The sequence below is a fragment of the Hymenobacter sp. GOD-10R genome, from assembly GCF_035609205.1.
Lineage (GTDB): Bacteria > Bacteroidota > Bacteroidia > Cytophagales > Hymenobacteraceae > Hymenobacter.
In genome coordinates this window covers 4,557,885-4,575,908 of record NZ_CP141184.1, presented here as the reverse complement: position 1 = coordinate 4,575,908, position 18,024 = coordinate 4,557,885, and the positions used below count along the sequence as shown (strand labels likewise).

Annotated in this window: 13 protein-coding genes; 8 read left to right on the top strand and 5 right to left on the bottom strand. The window is 54.8% G+C overall.

The window, feature by feature from the left end:
* The first annotated feature begins 95 nt into the window (after window positions 1–95).
* The 8 genes from cysD to SD425_RS18145 all read left to right on the top strand — a co-directional run bounded on the left by cysD (window position 96) and on the right by SD425_RS18145 (window position 12,368).
* Window positions 96–1,007: a sulfate adenylyltransferase subunit CysD gene (gene cysD / locus SD425_RS18180; protein ID WP_324671392.1), complete on the top strand. Its 912-nt coding sequence runs from the start codon at window positions 96–98 to the stop codon at window positions 1,005–1,007.
* Window positions 1,008–1,084: 77 nt separating this feature from the next.
* Complete coding sequence (locus tag SD425_RS18175) at window positions 1,085–2,374, top strand: sulfate adenylyltransferase subunit 1 (RefSeq protein WP_324671391.1); 1,290 nt, start codon at window positions 1,085–1,087, stop codon at window positions 2,372–2,374.
* Between the two features lie 90 nt (window positions 2,375–2,464).
* The gene (locus tag SD425_RS18170; RefSeq protein ID WP_324671389.1) at window positions 2,465–4,303 is read left to right on the top strand and encodes an assimilatory sulfite reductase (NADPH) flavoprotein subunit; all 1,839 of its coding nucleotides are present in this window, start codon (window positions 2,465–2,467) and stop codon (window positions 4,301–4,303) included.
* Window positions 4,304–4,798: 495 nt separating this feature from the next.
* Window positions 4,799–7,669 carry a TonB-dependent receptor gene (locus SD425_RS18165; protein ID WP_324671387.1) on the top strand — a complete coding sequence of 957 codons (2,871 nt, stop codon included), beginning with the start codon at window positions 4,799–4,801 and terminating at the stop codon, window positions 7,667–7,669.
* 13 nt (window positions 7,670–7,682) lie between these two features.
* Window positions 7,683–8,459, top strand: coding sequence for a DUF2490 domain-containing protein (locus SD425_RS18160; RefSeq protein ID WP_324671386.1), 777 nt, complete (start codon window positions 7,683–7,685; stop codon window positions 8,457–8,459).
* The gene (locus SD425_RS18155; protein ID WP_324671385.1) at window positions 8,459–10,195 is read left to right on the top strand and encodes an NADPH-dependent assimilatory sulfite reductase hemoprotein subunit; all 1,737 of its coding nucleotides are present in this window, start codon (window positions 8,459–8,461) and stop codon (window positions 10,193–10,195) included. The genes SD425_RS18160 and SD425_RS18155 overlap by 1 nt, the downstream gene beginning before the upstream one ends.
* Window positions 10,188–11,726, top strand: coding sequence for a TSUP family transporter (locus SD425_RS18150; RefSeq protein ID WP_324671384.1), 1,539 nt, complete (start codon window positions 10,188–10,190; stop codon window positions 11,724–11,726). The genes SD425_RS18155 and SD425_RS18150 overlap by 8 nt, the downstream gene beginning before the upstream one ends.
* Window positions 11,727–12,032: 306 nt before the next feature.
* Window positions 12,033–12,368: a hypothetical protein gene (locus tag SD425_RS18145; protein ID WP_324671383.1), complete on the top strand. Its 336-nt coding sequence runs from the start codon at window positions 12,033–12,035 to the stop codon at window positions 12,366–12,368.
* 84 nt (window positions 12,369–12,452) lie between these two features.
* Here the strand turns inward: SD425_RS18145 and SD425_RS18140 are convergent, their stop codons facing one another.
* From SD425_RS18140 to SD425_RS18120, 5 genes are all read right to left on the bottom strand, one after another.
* Window positions 12,453–13,217, bottom strand: a complete 765-nt coding sequence (locus SD425_RS18140) for a slipin family protein (RefSeq protein WP_324671382.1) — start codon at window positions 13,215–13,217, stop codon at window positions 12,453–12,455.
* 384 nt (window positions 13,218–13,601) lie between these two features.
* The gene (locus SD425_RS18135) at window positions 13,602–14,525 is read right to left on the bottom strand and encodes a 3',5'-cyclic-nucleotide phosphodiesterase (protein WP_324671381.1); all 924 of its coding nucleotides are present in this window, start codon (window positions 14,523–14,525) and stop codon (window positions 13,602–13,604) included.
* Window positions 14,526–14,650: 125 nt separating this feature from the next.
* Window positions 14,651–15,337, bottom strand: coding sequence for a hypothetical protein (locus SD425_RS18130; RefSeq protein ID WP_324671380.1), 687 nt, complete (start codon window positions 15,335–15,337; stop codon window positions 14,651–14,653).
* Window positions 15,338–15,763: 426 nt separating this feature from the next.
* On the bottom strand, window positions 15,764–16,585 hold the full coding sequence (locus SD425_RS18125; RefSeq protein ID WP_324671378.1) for a hypothetical protein: 822 nt from the start codon (window positions 16,583–16,585) through the stop codon (window positions 15,764–15,766).
* 27 nt (window positions 16,586–16,612) lie between these two features.
* Window positions 16,613–17,980: a M28 family metallopeptidase gene (locus SD425_RS18120; RefSeq protein WP_324671377.1), complete on the bottom strand. Its 1,368-nt coding sequence runs from the start codon at window positions 17,978–17,980 to the stop codon at window positions 16,613–16,615.
* Window positions 17,981–18,024: the final 44 nt, after the last annotated feature.

Here is an 18,024-nt window from a genome sequence, read left to right as displayed (position 1 = left end):
AATTTGCCAAGCTAGCCTTGGTTTACCTCTCAATGTCGTCGGCCTAGCTTCCTCACAGGAGTAGGGCCGATGCACAGGTTAAAGCAACAATTTGCATGAGTACCTCTCATTTAGATTACCTCGACCGCCTAGAAGCCGAAGCAATCCACATTATGCGGGAAGTAGCCGGGCAGTTTGAGCGCCCCGCACTGCTATTTTCGGGTGGCAAAGATTCTATTGTACTAACGCGTCTGGCTGAAAAGGCTTTCCGTCCGGGGCGCTTCCCGTTTCCCTTGGTTCACGTTGACACTGGGCATAACTTCCCAGAGGTGCTGGCTTACCGCGACGAGCTAGCTGCCCGCCTGGGCGAAAAGCTCATCGTGCGCAAAGTAGAAGACACCATCAAGCAGCGCGGTCTACGCGACGCGACCGGTAAATTTCCGAGTCGCAATCCCTTGCAGACGTACACGCTGCTCGATGTAATCGAAGAGTTTGAGTTCGATGCCTGCATCGGTGGGGCTCGCCGCGATGAGGAAAAAGCGCGCGCCAAAGAACGCATCTTCTCCGTGCGCGACGAGTTCGGCCAGTGGGACCCCAAGCGGCAGCGCCCCGAGCTATGGAACATCTATAACGGCAAAATTCAGAAGGGGGAAAACGTGCGCGTATTCCCCATTTCCAACTGGACCGAGCTAGATGTGTGGCGCTACATTCAGCGCGAGAATATTGCCTTGCCGAGCATCTACTTCGGCCACGAGCGCGCCTGTGTGGTGCTGCCGAGCGGCCAGCTGCTCGGGTTAAGCGAGCACCTGCAACTAGACGAAAACGACGAAATAGTAAAGCGCCAAGTACGCTACCGCACCGTGGGTGACTCGACTTGCACGGCTGCTGTAGAGAGCGACGCTAGCACCATCGACGATATTATTGAAGACCTGCTTCTGGCGAAAGTCAGCGAGCGGGGTGCTACCCGTCTCGATGATAACATCTCGGAAGCCGGGATGGAAGATCGTAAGCGTAACGGCTATTTCTAAAAATGTGATTTAGTGACTTCGTGAGCTAGCTATCATGCTCACGGAGTCGACTACTCGCTAAATCAATAGACCACCAAATGGATTTACTTCGTTTTATTACTTGCGGCAGCGTTGACGACGGCAAAAGTACGCTCATCGGGCGCCTGCTATATGACAGTGATTCAGTGTCACTGGATATCCTAGCGGCGCTTGAAAACAAGCCAACCGTGCACGGCACCGTAGACCTAGCCCTGCTCACCGACGGTCTGCGCGCCGAGCGCGAACAAGGCATCACCATCGATGTGGCGTACAAGTACTTCACCACGCCGCGCCGTAAGTTTATCATTACCGACGCGCCCGGCCACGTGCAGTACACCCGCAACATGGTGACGGGCGCTTCAAACGCCGACCTAGCCATCGTGCTGGTCGATGCGCGCCTGGGCGTGATTGAGCAAACGCGTCGTCACTCGATGGTAGCGGCTCTACTTGGCATCCGGCACTTCGTGCTGGCCGTGAACAAGATGGATTTGGTTGGGCACAGCCAGGAAGTGTTCGATAAGATTGTAGCCGATTACGCTGAGGTTACCAAGCAGCTCCGCTTGTCTGATATAAAGGCTATTCCGATCAGCGCCCTACACGGCGACAACATTGTGGAGCGTTCGGCCTTCCTGACGTGGTACAACGGACCTAGCTTGCTGGAGTACCTCGAAAGCGTACCGACCACCCAAGAGGCCGACGTACAAGAGTCGCGCTTCCAGGTGCAGTATGTTATTCGTCCTCAGACGGATGAACTGCCTGATTACCGCGGCTACGCTGGCCGGATTCAGAGCGGCTCGTACCGCAAAGGAGACAAGGTGACGGTGCTGCCTTCCGGTATTGAAACGACCATTGAAGCTATTGAGATCAACCAACAAGAGGTAGAAAGTGCTGTGGCACCGCAAGGCGTAATCATCCGCCTGTCCGAGGATGTGGACGTGAGCCGCGGCGACTCTATCGTGCCGGTGAAGCAGGTGCCGCACATCACGCGCGAACTGGAAGCCACCCTGTGCTGGATGGCCGAAGCGCCTTTACGCAGTGGTCGGAAATTCCTGCTTCAGCACCATTCGGCGCTAGTGAAGGCTTCGCTGCCCACGATTCTGTATAAAATCGACGTGCAAACGTTCACCCACGTTGCCACCGACGAGGCCAAGCTCAACGACATCGTGCGAGTACGGCTGAAAACGGCGGCGCCTATCGTGGCTGATCCATACCGTCAGAACCGCGACTCGGGCTCCTTCGTTTTGGTGGACGAGCAAACCGGCAGCACGGTTGCCGCTGGCCTGATCGAAGCCACTGACCCCGATTTATTTACCGAAGCAGAACCCGGCGCCCTAGCCTTCTCGATCTAGGAATTGATTTGACCCGGTGCAGAGCGACCAGCTGGTTACTCTACACCGGGTCAAACCAGAAACCGCAGAAAGAATTCTCCATTAGCAAACATGACATCTTTACAAGGCACAACTCTTCCCGCGGGCCTCGACGACGCAACGCTTCAGCAACTCTCGGGCAACTTGACCGAGCAACAACTGCTGTGGTTGAGTGGCTATTTCTATGGTCGCTACTCAGCAACTACCGGTGCGGCGCCGCAACTTACGGCTGCCCCGGCAGCTGCGGCGGTAGCGCCCGCACCTGCACCAGTGCCTACCATTACCGTACTCTTTGGTTCTCAAACAGGTAATAGCAAGAAGGTAGCAAAACAGCTAGCGGATGCTGCCACTGGTAAGGGCCTCAAAGTAGAGGTAAAAGACATGAACGACTACGCTACCCGCAATCTGGCGCAAGAGAAGCTGATGCTGGTGGTAGTGAGCACGCAAGGGGAAGGCGATCCGCCCGTGTCGGCGGAAGAACTGCACCAATTCTTGTTCAGCAAGCGGGCGCCAAAGCTACCCGAGCTACGCTATTCGGTGCTGGCCTTGGGCGATAAAAGCTACGTGGAGTTCTGCAAGACTGGCCGTGACTTCGATGAGCGCTTTGCCGAGCTAGGTGCCCAACGCATTCTAGACCGGGTCGACTGCGACGTAGACTACGAAACTGCTGCCGAAGAGTGGATTGCGGCCGTACTAGATAAGATCACCAGCGAGTTTGCTCCTGCGTCGGCACCTGCTGCCGCGGCTGCGCCCACCGCAAGTGCCTCGGCTGCTGTGAAAGCAGAACCGGCCGCTACAGTTTATTCGCGTAAGCACCCGTGGGAAGCGCGGGTGCTCGAAAGCATTCAGCTTAATGGCCGGGGTTCGTCGAAGGAAACGTACCACTTAGAGCTAGACCTAGCTGAGTCGGGTTTGCACTATGAGCCAGGCGATGCACTGGCAGTAGTGCCTGTCAACGAAGACCCACTTGTAGAAGAAGTGCTAAAGGCCGCCCGTTTGCCCGAAGGCGAATCGGTAGACCTAGGTACCGAGCGGTTGCCACTAGCAGCTGCTTTGGCCAATCGCCGGGAGCTGTCGGTGCTGACGCGTGACGTGATGGAGCGCTATGCTGCCCTGGCTCCGCATGCACAACTACAGGATCTGCTGACAGATACGAAGCAGTTGCAGCCTTACCTCTATGGCCGCGACATCGCCGACTTGCTCACCGATTTCCCTACGGAACTCTCCGCGCAGGCACTCGTAGAAACGCTGCGGCCGCTGCCGAGCCGGGCCTATTCCATTGCCTCCAGCTTGCTCGCTCACCCCGATGAAGTGCACCTCACGGTAGGTGCGGTGCGCTACGAAGCGTTTGGTCGGCGTAAGCAGGGTGCTTGCTCAACCTTCCTGGCCGACCGCATAGCCGTCGACGATACGGTAAAGGTGTTTGTAGAACACAACGAATACTTCAAGCTGCCCCAAAACACAGATACCGACATTATCATGGTAGGAGCGGGAACGGGTGTGGCGCCCTTCCGAGCTTTCGTGGAGGAACGCGTGGAGCTAGGTGCCGCCGGTCGCAACTGGCTGTTCTTCGGCAACCCCAACTTCACCACCGACTTCCTCTATCAGACGGAGTGGCAACAGTATCTCAAGCAAGGCAAGCTCAATCAGTTGCACGTAGCCTTTTCCCGCGACCAAGCCGAGAAAATCTACGTGCAGAACCGTCTGCTTGAAAACTCGAAGGAAGTATATGGCTGGCTGGAAAACGGCGCGCACTTCTACGTGTGCGGCGACAAAGTACGCCTAGGTGCTGCTATTCAAACAGCGCTGACAGAAGTGGTGCAGCGTGAGGCTGGTATCAGCTCAGATGCGGCCACCGATTACGTGCGCAATTTGAAAAAACAGCGTCGCTACCTCGAAGATGTATATTAGTTGGCAGTAAATAAGCCAGTTAAAGTAAAAGGTTGGCTTAATCGTTTGTCATGTTGCCGCTGGAAGCCGCTTACGTGCTTCGTTGCGAGCAGAAAAGCTGGTACTGTACGCCAGCGCTTTCTGGCGGCAGCATGACACATTTAAAAAGTTGTTTCACCAACAAGGCTACTCCGATTCTTCCTTGATATCAAGGAAGCCGCTAGCATTCACCCTAGAGTAAAGCAACTCTAATCAAAAGAACCTACTGTTAAAATCTTACTAATGAATTCCTTGCCTCCTATGGTGTGCGCTTTTCAAAGACGATGTTGTAGTCAGAATTAAACGACTAGCGCTTGGCCCCAATGCCTTTGGCAACATGCCAAGGCCGTCTTGTCGTCAAAGCCTTGTGTCTGGCCGTCGCACGCACTTTTGAGCGGCCGTTCTGTTTACATCTCTCTTTTTGAAATCTACACATCATTGACAATGAGACACTATTATGCCTCTTTGTGGCTTTTTGTGCTTTTGCTTCTAGCCAACGCAGTACCGGCGTTTGCCCAAGACCCTATCATTGCCATCAGCGGCACCATCCGCGACAATAACAACCACCAACCACTGCCCGGCGTGACGGTCAGCGTGAAAGGAGGCACCGTCGGTACCCAGAGCGATGCTACGGGCGCTTTCGCCTTAAAAGAGCGGCTCCGCTTTCCGTTTACTTTGGTTTTCAGCTTTATTGGCTACGAAACCCGCGAAATTCAAGTGGCCAGCGCCAGCAGCCGTTTGCAGGTGTCGCTGGAGTCCAAATCGGTGCTGACCAACGAAGTCGTGGTATCGGCCTCTCGGGTAGAAGAAAGCCGTTTGAAGTCGCCAGTTGCCATCGAAAAGCTTGACATTCGGGCAATTAAGGAAACTCCGGCACCTAGCTTTTACGATGCGCTGGAAAACGTGAAAGGCGTTCAGATGACTACCTCGAGCCTCACGTTCAAAGTGCCGAACACCCGGGGTTTCAACATTCCGAACAACTTCCGCTTCATGCAGCTGGTGGATGGCGTGGATATGCAGGCGGCTACCCTCGGGGTGCCGCTCGGCAACGCCATTGGTCCGACCGAGCTAGACGTCGCCAGCGTGGAAATCACGCCCGGTGCGGCATCGGCGCTCTACGGTATGAACGCCATCAACGGTATGGCCAACCTAACCACCAAGAGCCCTTTCACCTACCAAGGTTTGAGCGTGTATCAGAAGGGGGGCGTAAACCACGTGGATGGTATCGACCGCAAACCTAGCTTGCTAACGGAATCAGCGGTACGCTGGGCTCAAACAATTGGCGAGACGCAGCGCTGGGCGTACAAGGTGAACCTGAGCTACTTACAGGGTACCGACTGGCTGGCCAATACCCAGACCGACCAAAACCCGCAGAACCTAGCTACCGCCAACCCAGCCTTTCCCGAACTATCGGGTGCTTACAACCCGGCGGCTGACCTCTGGAACCGCTACGGCGACGATACCAACTCTTCCCTGACGGTAAACATCCCATACAACGGTAAAAGCCAGAACTTTACGGTAACCCGCACGGGCTACTACGAAAAGGATCTGGTGAACTCCACCGTGCGCAACATCAAGGCGGATGCTAGCCTGCACTACAAGCTCACCGACAAGCTGGAGCTGAGCTACGGCTACCGCTTCGGCCTCATGGACGGTGTGTTTCAGCGCGGCAACAAGATCCAGCTCGACGGCGTGACGGTTCAGAACCATAAGCTAGAGCTGAAAGGCACCGACTTCACCGTACGCGCCTATTCGCTGATTGAGAACACGGGTAACTCTTACAACCTCAATCCACTGGCCCTGAACTTGGATTTGCAGAATGGCTCCAACGCTGTGTGGGGCGCCAAGTTCCGGACGGCTCTGCAAAGCTCCTTGCAATCGGGTGCGGACCTAGGCAACGCCATGGTGGCTGCCCGCGCCGCCGCCGATGCTGGTCGTGCCGAGCCGGGTACCCAGGCTTTCCGGGACTTGAAAGCGCAGATTGTTGGTACTAATAACTGGGACAGCGGCGTAAACGTGAAGGGTGCCCCCGTTCCGGGCGGTGCCGCGCTTACCCAGCGCAGTCGTACGTACCACACCGAAGGCATCTGGAACCTAGGTCAGCGCATCAAGTTTGCCGATGTGCTAGTTGGCGCCGATGCCCGCGTGTACCAGATCATTCCCGACGGCAACAACTTCGTAGATTTTAGCCTGCCTTTAACGGAGCGAAACCAGCCCGGTGGCGATTATGTGTATTACAAGAAGTTCGGCGGCTTTGCTCAAGCCACCAAGCTGCTGCTTGCCGACCGCCTGAAGCTGACTGGCTCGTTGCGCGTTGACTACAACCCGGAGTTTACGCCGAAAGTAAACCCGCGCATCGCCGCCGTGTACACCGTGGCCGAGAAGCATAATTTCCGCGCTTCCTACCAGAACGGCTGGCGCTTCCCGTCGCTGTTTGAGGCGCTTTCCTTCGTGAATAACGGCAACGTACGCCGCGTGGGTGGCCTAGCTCGCGTGAACGAAGGCCTGAACTACCTGCAAAATTCTTACACCCGTGCTTCCATCGACCGGTTCAACGCTGCTGTGAACGCCTACGTGGCAGCCAACAATGGCACTACTGCCTCGCAGGCTGCCCTGCTTCCGCAAAACCGGGAACTGCTGCAAGTAGCTAACTTGCCCAACGAGCAACCCGAGCAGATCAACTCGTACGAAGTAGGCTACCGTAGTGTGCTGTTCGACAACAAAGTGTCCATTGACGCCGATGCGTACTACAACATCTACTCGGGCTTTCTCGGTCAGGTAGAAGTAAGTGTGCCGAAAGATGCTAGCGGCAACCAAGTGCAAGTGGGTTCGGATGACGCCGTGCTAGCCGCCGTGCGCAGCAACCGTGACGCCCGCCAGGACCGCTACCGCGTGTACACCAATGCCCGCAACGATTACAAGAGCTACGGCTCTACGCTGGGCGTGAACTACAACTTCTACCAGAAGTTTACCGTGGGTGGTAACGTTAACTACAACAACATTTCCGCCAACAAACAGGCCGACATCTTTGTGACGGGCTTCAATACCCCGAAGTGGGCCATCAACGCTTCGTTTGGGAACCGCGAGGTAGTGCGTAACCTAGGTTTCAACATTGCGTGGCGTCGGCAGAGTACTTTCTACTGGGAAAGCCCGCTGGCTAACGGCCGAGTGCCGGCTTATCAAACGGTGGATGCGCAGGTCAACTTACGTGTGCCTACGTTGAAAACCACGATCAAAGTAGGCGGCGCGAATTTGTTCAATAACCGCTACATCCAGTACGCGGCGGGCCCAACCATCGGCGGGCTGTACTACATAGCGCTGACGTTCGACAACACGGTGCTTCACTAAGCTAGGTACAAGGATGAAGCGGTTTCTGTCTCTTCTCGTTGTAAGTCTGCTACTGGCTGGGCAACCCCTGTGGGCGCAGAAGAACTTTGTGCAGGAGCGCCAGACCTGGGTGGGGGTGTTCAACCAAACGCGCTTTTCGCAACGCTGGGGCACCTGGACGGATTTGCACCTGCGCCTGCACGATCAGTTTGTGCATGATATGTTTCAGACCGTTGCCCGCGTTGGCCTGACGTATTACCTCACAGATGATGTGCGCCTGACGGCTGGTTACGCCTACGTGCACCACTTCCCCGACGGGGCTCGGCGGATCGGCATGCCTGAACACCGCCCTTGGCAACAAGTGCAGTGGTTTACCAAATTCCCGAAGGCGCGACTCATGCAATGGGTGCGGCTGGAGGAGCGTTTTCGGCGAAATATCCGCAATAATGAGGCCTTGGCGCCGGGTTATGCTTTCAATTATCGAACCCGCTTCAACATGGCGCTGTTCCTGCCTCTGACGCGCCGCAACTTCGACCCCGGCAGTTGGCAGTTTCTGCTGAATGACGAGGTAATGGTTAACTTGGGCAAAGAAGTACGGTACAACTACTTCGACCAAAACCGCTTGTTTGCGGGTGTGGCGTACCAAATAAGCAAACAGGCGCAGGTACAAGCCGGTTACATGCACCTATTCCAACAGCTCCCGGCTGGCGACACGTACCGCAACCAGCACACCATCCGGGTGTTCTATTTTCATAACCTAGATCTGCGCGCTGCATCTGCGCAGCTACCTTCCTCGCCACAACCTTACTAATGGCAGATACTTCAAGTAATCCGAAACTCTCCGAAGTCGAACACATCAAGACGGCCAGCAACTTCTTGCGTGGCACGATTGCCGAAAGCCTGGAGAACCCCATCACTGGTTCTGTGGCGGCTGACGATACCCAGCTGATCAAATTTCACGGCTTCTACCAGCAAACCGACCGCGACCTAGAAAGCGAGCGGAAGCGGCAGAAGCTAGAGCCGCTGTATTCGTTCATGCTGCGCGTGCGCGTACCGGGCGGCGTGGTGAATGCCGAGCAGTGGCTACGCATGGATGAGCTAACTGTTCGCTACGGCAACGACACGCTGAAGCTTACTACCCGCCAGTCGTTTCAGATTCACGGCGTGCTGAAGCGCGATTTGCAGCGCACCATTCAGGGCTTCAACGACGTGCTGCTCGACAGCATTGCCGGTTGCGGCGACGTGAACCGCAACGTAATGTGCTCGGCCAATCCGCACGAGTCGGGCGTGCATAAGCAAGTGCACGAAGTAGCCGCCGCGCTCAGCCAGCACTTCACGCCGCGCACCACCGCGTACTGGGATTTGTGGCTGAACGGCCAGCAAGCCTACAGCAGTGCCCTGACCACGGAGCGTGAGGTGGAGCACACCGACCACGAGCCGATTTACGGCTCCACGTACCTGCCCCGCAAGTTCAAGATTGCGCTGGCCGTGCCGCCGCAAAACGATACCGATATTTTCTCCAACGACATCGGCCTGATTGCCATTGAAGAAAACGGCAAATTAGTAGGCTTCAACGTGGCTATCGGTGGTGGCCTAGGTATGACGTTCGGCATGCCCGAAACCTACCCGCGTTTGGCTGACCTGATCGGGTTTGTACCAGTAGAAGACACGGTGGATTTGTGCGAGAAGATCGTAACGATTCAGCGCGACTGGGGCAACCGTGAAAACCGCAAGTTCTCGCGCCTCAAGTACACCATCGACCGGGTAGGCCTCGATACCTTTTTGGGTGAGTTGCGGCAGCGTTTTGGGCGCGACCTAGCTCCGGCCCGGCCGTATAAGTTCGAAACCTCAGGGGACAGCTTCGGCTGGTCTATCGGCGACGGGCTTAATAAGGCGCACCTGACGCTGTTCATCGAAGGTGGCCGTGTGCACGACCAGCCAGGCTTCGAGCTGAAGACAGCTCTGCGCGAAATCGCCGAGTTCCACACCGGCGAGTTTCGCCTGACCGGCAACCAGAACCTAGTACTGGCCAACATCGAGACGCAGCACCGCACCCGCATCCAAGAGATTCTGGAAACCCGCGGTGTGTGGGCCAAAACCGAGAAGCAAACGGCGTTGCGCCTGCACTCCATTGCCTGCACGGCCCTGAATACCTGCTCACTCGCCTTTGCCGAGGCCGAGCGTTATTTGCCGCACTTGCTCGACCGCCTCGACGTCGTTATCCGCGCTAACGAGTTGGAAAACGACGGCATCCTGATCCGCATGACCGGTTGCCCCAACGGCTGCGGCCGGCCATACTTAGGTGAAATCGGCCTGATCGGCCGTTCGCCTGGCCGCTACAACCTCTACCTAGGTGCCGACCACGAAGGCGAGCGACTAAACAAGCTCTACAAGGAAATGCTGGACGAGGAAGGTATCATGCAAACGCTCACGCCCTTGCTGGAGTCTTACGCCAAGCAGCGCCAAACCGGGGAGCGTTTTGGTGATTTTGTTATTCGCCAGGGTCATGTGCAAGCCACAACTCACGGACTAAACTTCCATGCCTAATACGCTGAACCCTGTGCCTACCAACGCGGAAGTTAGCCCAGCCGTTGCCGCTGCTGCATCCGCGCCCGCCCCGGCAGCTAACCCGTTGTTTCCGGTTTTTATTAAGCTGGAGCAATTTCGGGTGCTGCTGGTGGGAGGCGGTAATGTGGGCCTGGAGAAGCTGACGGCCATTCTGCGCAATAGTCCCGCCACCGCCGTCACGGTGGTGGGCACTACGGTGCAGCCCGCTTTGCGCGAGCTAGCGGCGCGGCACCCACGCGTGCAAATATTTGAGCGTCCGTACTCCGACGACGACCTCAACGACCAAGATTTTGTGTTTGCCGCCACCGATGATCCGGCCTTGCACCGGCACATCAAGGCGCAAGCTGCCGCCCGCCACCTCCTCACCAACGTAGCCGACACGCCCGACCAGTGCGACTTCTACTTGTCGTCGGTAGTGCAGAAGGGTGATCTGAAGATAGCCATATCCACTAACGGCAAGTCACCGACGGTCGCCAAGCGTCTGCGGGCAGTGTTGGAGGAAACGTTGCCCGATGAAGTACATGAGTTGCTGCAGCAGATGACAGCCATTCGCAACCGTATTCAGGGAGATTTTGCCGAGAAAGTAAAATCGCTGAACGCTGTGACAGCGGAGCTAGCGGGCGGCCCGGCCTACGAGTCGCCGGCAACAATCTATTGGCGCCGCGTGGCAACGGGTGCGCTCATTACGTTTGCTGCATTTATTGCGCTCAATATTGCTTCCTTCTACATCACCTTGCCCCAAGTATACGACGCCATGCGCAACGGGGGCATGTTCTATGCTTTCGTGGCTGTTGGCTTCGGAGCACAGATCGTAGATGGGGTGCTCGGCATGGGCTACGGCGTGGTGACGGCTATTAGCCTAATGTCAATGAATATTTCGCCCGCGGCTGTTAGCGCCAGCATTCACACGGCCGAGATGTTTTCGAGTGGTGCTTCGGGCTATAGTCACTACAAGTTTGGCAACGTCAACAAGCGCTTGTTCAAAGCCTTGCTCATTCCGGGTATTCTCGGCGCCGTAACGGGAGCATACTTGCTTTCTCGCTTCGGTGAGGAGTACGCCAAGTATGTCAAGCCCTTTTTGGCCGTGTACCTTCTCCTGCTCGGTATCCGCATCATTGTGCGCGCTTTCAAAAAGCAGGAGGGCAAGCGCAAGATCAAGCATGTGGGCTGGTTGGCTGCTGCCGGGGGCTTCCTCGATTCGTTCGGCGGTGGCGGCTGGGGGCCGTTAGTTACGAGCACGCTCATTGCAAAAGGCCGCACGCCGAGCTATGTTATTGGCTCGGTTAGCCTGACGGAGTTCTTCGTCACGTTCGCCAGTGCCCTCACGTTCTTCGCTACCCTAGGTATCACGCACTGGCAAATCGTGCTGGGGCTGATCGTAGGGGGCGTGGCCGCAGCTCCTTTCGCGGCTCGTTTGGCTGGCCGCTTACCTATCCGGACGATGTTTATCTGTGTCGGGCTGATGGTAATTATCTGGAGTCTGTGGGCTTTGCGAAAAGTGGTTTTCTAACGCGCCAAGCACAACGCTACAGCGGCAGAAGTTGCGTTGGTCAACCAAGTACCACCGGATGAGCTTGTGTTAATTTTTTGCTAAAAAATTTAAGTGTGTAAGATTTAGGCTGGCTTCACTCATAGCAGAGTGAAGCCAGCTTTTTTTATACGCTCTACCGTTGTGCTAGGCCCTATTATGTGCACACCAGTTAGAGCGAAATATGTTTTAGCTTGGCTTGTTTAAAATATTGATAATCAACATTAAATACAGGGTAGAGTAGTATAGGTGTTCACAATCGTTTTCACCCAAACTATTCTTTCCACTATGGAATCTTCACAATCACCCAACCAACTTGACGCCACCTTACAAGCACTTGGTGGAGGCCTTAGCGCCGCCGCTCCGGCCGCAGCTGACAACATCGACGGCTGGATTTCTACGCTGGACGGAGCCGGTAGCCCTGCTCTAAGCGCTATTTCAGCAGAACTAAAGAACTTGAAGAGCGCCATCGGTAGCGGCGACGCTGCCCAGATCAGCCAGTCGTTGCAAACGCTCGGCGAGCACACGAGCAAAGCTGCTGCTAGCGCTACTCCCGATGCCAGTGCCAAGCTCCAACAGCTCGGTCAGACGCTCAGCTCGGCGGCGGCTTCGCTTCAGGCCTAGGTAGTTCTGGCTCACGCAAAAGCGGGTGCTCCAACTGGAGTACCCGCTTTTTGATTGATGGAGTTAGCTAACGTTACGTGGCGCTTACACGTGCTCAGCGACTTTAGCCAATTTGTTCAGGCTTTGAGCGGCGTGACTGAACTCCGAGGGAATCAGCACAACAGTCGTGGTATTGTTGTCGATACCAATTTCCGAAACCATCTGCATGCGGCGCAACTCCAGGGCCATGGGGCTGTTTTCCATTTGCTGCGCACCTTGCGTGAGTTTGATGCTAGCTTCCAGCTCGGCTTCGGCCTTGATGATGCGGGCCCGTTTTTCCCGAATGGCCTCGGCCTCGCGCGCCATGGCCCGTTGCATCGATACGGGAATCTCCACGTCTTTAATTTCAACCAGCTCAATCTTCACACCCCAGTTCTCGGTGGCGGCGTCTACGAGCTGCTGAAGCGTGGCGTTAATCTGTTGCCGGCCGCGCAGCACTTCATCGAGTTGGTGCTGTCCGATGATGTTGCGCAAGGCCGTAACCGCCAATTGGTAGACGGCTTGGTTGTAGTTGGCCACCTTGATAACCGCGGCATCTGGCGCCACCACCCGGAACCACAGCACCGCATTGACCTTAATGGTTACGCTGTCCTTGGTGATGGTTTCCTGTTGCTCCAAGTCCACGGTTTTGGTGCGAATGTCGATGGTTTTCCGGCGCTCAATGAAGGGGATAATCCAGTACAGCCCTGGTCCGCGAGTACCCGTGAACCGACCTAGGCGGAAAACAATAGCCCGCTCGTATTCCTGAGAAATACAAAGCCCGAGTAGAAAAAAGGCAACAACAATCAGGAGAATAGCTAAAGGTAGCATGGTGGTGAAGACTGTAAGGTGACAGGGTTTGATTGCGGTCATCAAGCGCACTCCGATGAGCGGCGGAATGCGCTTGATGACCGTACCGAGTCAGGTCACAAAGCCAGTGCCGAGGGGCAAATTACCTGAAGCTAACTTTCTTGAGAGTAGTGTTTTTTATGTAAGAGTCTGTATAACAGGTGTAATGATTATCGTAAAGCAATATTGTCTTCCCTTTAGCTGAGCATCTTTTATCATTTTGGAAAAGGCTTTCTTGCCGTTTCAGAAATACTAGTTCGGGCAGGTTGTAGAAACACGCCACGGCGCGTTCAATCGTTGAGCGACTACGCACGAATCGTTTCCCCGTAGGCAATACACAGACGACGAACGTACCCTGGCGCGTTCCTACAGTAGCAACCGTTGCCCTTGCTCGGGGAAGATTAACTTCAACCCTAGGGTATTGGCCTGCTGAAGCTGCTGTTGGATACGCGCTTTGTTGTCGCCAGTGAGCTTCAGGTGGGTGATGATAACAGGTAAATTGCGCAACGCCTCAGCGCCGCTGAGCTGACCTAGGTTCGTCAGCTCCTGTAGTAATAGCCGGGGTGTGAGGTGGCCGAAAAGCTGCGACTCGGGTTGCTCGTTGGGGTAGGAGGCTTCGATGAAAATGCCCTTGAGCTTGTGCGCTTTCAACAGGGGCGCTACTTCTTGCCACAGGTAATGCAGCTTGTCCGTGCGTTCTACGGCATCGGCGCCGGTGTCACCTAGGTAGAGCACGTACGCTTCCTGACTGCGCACAAGAAAGGCCGCGCTTTCGTAGGGCTTGCCGTGGCTCAGCGGGAAAACTCGGACGCTCATGTTAGTGCCGGTCACCGGCGTTTCGGTGCTAGGGGTCAACCGTTGGTAATGATACTTCTTCAACGCAGGTGCCGCGCCCACATCACCGAAATTTGGCCAACTCGCCCAATTAAAGTAGTGCGTCTGAATCGTCTCCAGGCAAGACGGCTGCGCGTAGATGGTTTTGGCTGTATCGTCCGGCGCGTTGAGTAGCAGGCCGGCTAGGTGGTCGAGGTGAGGGTGAGAAATGAAGTACGCTTTGATGTAGCGCCGTTGCACCACTTCTGCCGGTACCTCAAAGGTCTTCGCCACAATAGCTCGCTCAATACCCGCTCGCAACGTGCCCGCATCGAGGCTGATGTAACTAGTTGAGTTAACCGGCGCGAGCAAGTAGGCCGATAGGTTGTCCTCAGTAATGCCGCCGTTCACGCCTAGGGGCACGACTTGGAAGGTGGGCCGCGGCGCGCGTTGAGCCAGCGCGCTGAGCGGCAACAAAATTGCGCAAAGCAATTGTAAAAACAGGCGCAGAGCTAGGTGCAAAAGAATGAATAGTTAACAAGTTGCAACAGCTGCTATAGTAGCTGCCTGGGGATCAACCCCGCTGAAACTAGCGTAAGCTATTACCTGAATGTAATCACGGTTGTGTCATTGTACCCAACTGTACGATCGATAAAAGTCGAAGCATAATCCCTGAAATCGTAGTAATACGTGTTGGGGACTTTGTAGCGGTTTGCGGTTGTTCTATTGAATCGGTACGTACGATTAGGTACGACGCGGATGGTCTGTAAAAAATGAAAGTCCTGATGCGCTTTCAGTGTATCATAGAAGATAGTCCCGCCGACCCAATTGCCTGGGTCATTGGTGAAGTAGCCAAAGGAAATGTCGGTTTTACCGCCTTTGCTGGAGTTAACGTCTAAGGTCACCGTTTTGTAAGGCGTGACGGAAAAGTTTAGGTGGTTAGCGGTGCCGCGTTCTGCTTCTGCATACCCATCAAAGCCGTTCGTTACATCATACACGTTAGTAGACCGCATCCTAACCTCGTATCTGGCGGATTTACTTGCATCAAAGGAAAGCTGGTAGTAGCCAGCTGCGTCCGTCTCTGCGGCCGTTAACGAATCGATAAAGGGGCCACTCCAGGAATTAAGGACGCGATATGCTACAATTGATACCCCCGCTACCGGTTGGCCAAGGTATGGGTTCATCACCTTACCTTCGACTACTGTGAAAGCATCTTCCTTGTTAAGATCACAGCTTAAAACCAGCAAAGCGAGTGTGCCAGTGAGCAATCGAAGTGGCAAGTGGTTCATGATGTTGAGTATGGCAGCCACTTATGATATTCTAGGCTGGCACAACAGAACGAATTTACGGGCTTTCAACTCATGGCCATTATATCGTGCCTTACTATCGAGAACCACATAAATGTCAGATTATGCGAGAATAACGTGCTGACAAACAGATAGTAGTGCTGCTGATTGATTAATTGTACAGGTCTACTTAAGTTGGATTTTGCTGACTATTGCCTACACGCCTCGTAGGCTTACTCACTGTCAACTCTATATAGCCCGATCAGGCTATCTGCTGCCCAACTACCAGCTAGAAGAGACTGGCCTAGCTTCATTTAGCTGCTGCTCTGATAAGTTCCTGCGAACTATTGGATTAGACGATAAAGTATCAGCAGTCAAGTTATTATTCCATTTGACTGAGCGGATAGGCATTATCAGCGACTAGGATATTCAATATTCCCCCCAAATTGTAGGGCTCTTAGTAGGCGCTTGAAACGGAAGAGCAGATCCATTAGCAGTAGCACGGTTACCAGCAGCATCTATGGCCTCGAATGTAACGTTATAATCTTCCCCTGAAGCAAAGCGAAAATTGTCTTCGTCAAACTCTCCAAGAAAGAGTTGGTTTTGCCACGGCTTCAAATAAGTAGTGAATTTGCACCCATCGCGCACATGTTGAACGACTGCTTTGATTATACAAGTCGAAGTGTCCTGTAGGGGATAAGAGAAGGAGACATAATTAGATGGAGCCTCACCCCATGCTTCATACACTTTTTTCGTCACCATAGGCGTAGCACACCAGATAGGGGCTTTTGTATCTGGTGTGCTTACTACCCGCCACCTATAACGGGTTCTGCCACGTCTACCTGGTACAGTAGGCTCATTCTGTTGGAAGTAATAGAACACATTCTCTTCGCCGCGGCTAGCACGTAGCTCATACAAGCTATCCATTAATAATGGGCGTTCAGGCTGAAGTAAGAGCCTCATATTGCCATTCGCGCTACTTAAACGGTCATGCACTCGCAGCGGTACCGAATCATGGGCAGACCAGAGATAGACCTGAATGTCAGAGTCAAGCTGTTGCATCGCCTTTTTCAGGAAGTCATAACTAGAAGTAGAGAACAAAAAAACCTGACTTGGCTGAATAGGAAGCTCTATTCTACTTGGCCAAACAGCTATCCAGAGGCTTGCGTCAACTTGAGCGTGTACAGCTATTGAGTCTAAGCATATGTAGCTCATAATCGACAAACTGAGGATGATCTTGCTGAGCCACATATGCTTACACTACATAAATAATTGGTACTATCGAACCGGCTTCGGAATAACCGGCAAACTCTCGTGCCCAGCTTCATCCACCGAGGCTACCCCGAAAATATAGTTGTCTTTGCTATGAGGTAAGTCGGCGGTGGTGCCGCTAGAGAAGAACTTCTGCTGCCATACGGGGCTGCTGGTTTCGCGCATCAGCACGTAGTAGCCGGCGGGTTTGCGGCCGGTTTTGGGCGCATCCCATTTTAGCTCGGTGCGGTTCGTGAGCTTGGCGGTGAGCACGCCCACGTTTTGGGGGGCATCAGGGGCGAGAGCTAGGCTGGCCATGGTGGCCAAGTTCACGCCCGCATTTTTACGCAAGTACTGGTAATCCACAAACTCGGGGTTGTCGCCGTACACGATGTTGTTCTCCGTGCGCAGATCCTGGTGTTGGTGGTTGAAGTTCTCGTTGGGCTCGGTGAAGCGCACAGCGGTGAAGCCTTGTTGGTTGAAGGGCGTGTGGTCGCCGCCACGCAGGAAGCGGTCGGGGCGATACTCCACCATCACGCCGAAGTCGGACACATACTGCTCGCAGGCCGTTTTGGCGTAACGGGCCAACTGCCGGCTTGGCGAGTCGTTCTCGCTGCTGAGTGTGCGGCGTAGCTGAGCCTGCTCGGGTGTTTCGGTAGCCGGTACTCCCTCGCTAAATACCCGAATGTGCTTGTTGTCAGAGATTTCCGGATCGAAGCCTTTTGAGTTGCCTACAATGTCGTTGTTGAGCATGCCCACCAAGTTCCAGCCCTGCGTTTTGGCCTTCTTGGCGAGGTAGCCCGAGCCTAGCAGACCCTGCTCTTCGCCTTGCACGGCCACGAAGATCAGCGTGCATGGGTATTGTTTCTGCGACATTACGCGCGCCATTTCCATTACCAAAGCCACACCCGAAGCGTCGTCGTTGGCGCCAGGGGCGTCGCTGGTGCGGTTCATCACGTCGGTCACGCGCGAGTCGAGGTGGCCACTCACGATGAACACGCGGTTGTCGTTGGGGTCAGTGCCAGGCAGTGTGGCCATCACGTTAGCCATCAGCGTTTTCTTATCGATGCGGCGGCCGTCGGGGTTGAGCGTGAAGGTATCCTGCTCCACTTTCAAGCGGTTGCCGCTGGCTTTGGCATACTTCCGGAACTCCTGCTCAACCCAGTTACGCGCTGCCCCGATGCCGCGCTTTTTATCCTTGGTATCACTCAGCGTATGGCGGGTACCGAAAGACACCATTTTACGGATATCATCTTCTAGGTTCTTGGCCGAAATGGCTTCCACCATCTGTTTGATAGCCGGGTCGGGCGTGGTAGGCGGGGCGCTTTGGGCACGCAAAAAAGAGGGCGCAATACTGGCGGCCGTAGCAAGTAAAAGAGTAAAGTGAAGTTTCATCTAAGGTATTTAGGTTATGGAACGTTAGTAAAGTAACGCGAACT